Raw genomic sequence first — 484 nt, forward strand, 5'->3', positions numbered from 1 at the left:
CGTATAGATTTCCCCTATAACTGGCGCATTTGTGTCTATTCTGTCCTTGATGGCTATGAAAGTTATTCCGCGTTTCTTCAGGTCGTCGAGTAAAGTAATGACTTGACCCAATGAACCGCCGAGCCGATCTAGTGCCCAAACTACTAGGGTATCTCCCTCGCGCAATGCTTTCAGGCAGTTCTCCAGTTCCGGCGCACCTTTTTTGTCGCGCTTGGGGCCGCTACGTGAGGTCTGATCCTGATAGATTTGCTCACATCCAGCTTTTGTTAGTTCGTCAACCTGGTGCGCCACATCCTGAAGATGCGTAGATTTACGTGCATAGCCGATTTTCATTCTTTTCACGCTAATTAGTTATGGGGTTATTGTTATGTTGATATAGTAACGAGTTTTGTTACATGAGGGGAGTCATTTTTCGGGAGAAGTCAGGACTTTTCAAGACTGTCACAAAAACCATCGTTTTTGATACATTAATTTAACCAATAGG

1 protein-coding gene is annotated in these 484 nt (G+C 44.4%); it reads right to left on the reverse strand.

Annotation, left to right across the window (positions count from 1 at the left end; translation table 11 throughout):
- Positions 1–333, reverse strand: a 333-nt coding sequence (locus ACOTX2_RS25020; RefSeq protein ID WP_139509214.1) for a recombinase family protein, incomplete at its 3' end; no start/stop codon positions are given.
- Positions 334–484: the final 151 nt, after the last annotated feature.

The sequence above is a fragment of the Enterobacter cloacae complex sp. IR5412 genome (assembly GCF_049237385.1).
Classification (GTDB): Bacteria; Pseudomonadota; Gammaproteobacteria; order Enterobacterales; family Enterobacteriaceae; genus Enterobacter; species Enterobacter intestinihominis.